Below are 1462 nucleotides of genomic sequence, written 5' to 3' on the forward strand. Positions count from 1 at the left end.
CAATGCCGTTGTCTTTGTGGTGGGCGTACTGTGTTTGGTAGTGGGTCCCGGGGGTGGTTCAGGTGGCTGCGAGTGTGTCTGACTTATCGGGTCTTGGTCTCCTGACCTGGGTGTATCCGCCGGGTTTGGTGGACCGGGTGGTGGCGGCGTGCGGGCGGGCCGAGCAACGCCAGCGGTTGCTGCCAGCGAGGCTGGTGGTGTACTTCGTGCTGGGGCTGGCCCTGTTCTCGCCTGCTCCGTATCTGGAAGTGATGCGGCATCTCGTCGAGGGTTTGCGGGGTGTGGGGCTGCTGGGCAACTGGCGTGTTCCGGCGAAGTCCTCGCTGTTCAGGGCCCGGGAGCGGCTGGGCTCTGAACCGCTGCGGGTGCTGTTCGCCACGACCGCGAAGCCGATGGCCACCCTGGCGACGCCCGGGGCGTTCTGGCGGGATTTGCGGCTGCTCGCTGTCGACGGCACGTGCTGGGATGTTGCGGACAGCGAGGCCAACGAGGCCGCCTTCGGCCGTCCGGGCAGTGCCCGCGGGGCGGGCCGGAGCGCGTTTCCGCAGGTGCGGATGGCAGCGCTGGTGGAGGTCGGCAGCCATGCGGTGCTGGACGCGGAACTGGCCGGCTGCCGCACCGGGGAAGTCACTCTGGTGGGCCGCCTGCCGCGCTCGGCAGGCCCGGGTCAGCTCGTCCTGGCCGATCGGGAGTTCCTCGGTGTCCCGTTGTGGCAGGCGTTCTCCGCCACCGGCGCCGATCTGCTGTGGCGGGTGCCGGCCAACCGCGTTCTGCCCGTCACCAGGCAGTTCCGTGACGGGTCGTGGCTCTCCCGGATCAGAGCCAGCAGCGGCCCCGCCCGTGATGAGCCTGTCGTGGTCCGTGTCCTGGCCTACCGGCTCAAAGACCAGGCGGGCAAGGACGGGGCCGACGGATACCGCCTGGTCACCACCCTGCTGGACGCCCGGCGGTATCCGGCCCGGCAGCTGGCCGCGCTCTACCGCGAGCGCTGGGAGGTCGAGTCCGTGTTCGCAGAGATCAAGACCCACCAGCGCGGCGCACGCGTCGTCCTCAGCAGCAAAACGCCCGAGGGCGTCCGCCAGCAGATCTGGGCACACCTCCTGGTCCATCACGCACTGCGCGAACTCATGCTGAGAACGGCAGCCACCCGCGGCCTGGACCCCGACCGGATCTCCTTCACCGAGACCCTGCGCTCCGCCCGGCGCAGCGTGACCGTCACACCGGGCATTTTTTCCCCCTGACCTCCTGGTCAAAGCGCTGGTGCTGCTGGAGCAGGATCTCCTGGAACGACTCCTTCCCGTCAGACGGCTCCGCAGCCAGCCCCGTGTCGTCAAACGCAAGATGTCCAACTACCACCTCAGGCGAACCGAGCACCGTGCCTGGCCTCAGCCGGCCCGCACCGGCCCCCAAGCCGTCCTCATCACCAGACCCCCACCCGCAAGCCCGTAACGCAACGGCATTG

2 protein-coding genes are annotated in these 1462 nt (G+C 69.1%); one reads left to right on the plus strand and one right to left on the minus strand.

Features of this window, described 5'->3' with window-relative positions:
* The first annotated feature begins 74 nt into the window (after positions 1-74).
* Positions 75-1241 carry an IS4 family transposase gene (locus ABT354_RS37955; RefSeq protein ID WP_351502626.1) on the plus strand — a complete coding sequence of 389 codons (1167 nt, stop codon included), beginning with the start codon at positions 75-77 and terminating at the stop codon, positions 1239-1241.
* Here the strand turns inward: ABT354_RS37955 and ABT354_RS37960 are convergent.
* The coding region (locus ABT354_RS37960) for a hypothetical protein (RefSeq protein ID WP_351502628.1) at positions 1216-1462 on the minus strand (247 nt) is incomplete at its 5' end. The genes ABT354_RS37955 and ABT354_RS37960 overlap by 26 nt on opposite strands.

Origin of the sequence: Streptomyces sp. NPDC000594, from assembly GCF_040299965.1 — a bacterium.
Classification (GTDB): domain Bacteria; phylum Actinomycetota; class Actinomycetes; order Streptomycetales; family Streptomycetaceae; genus Streptomyces.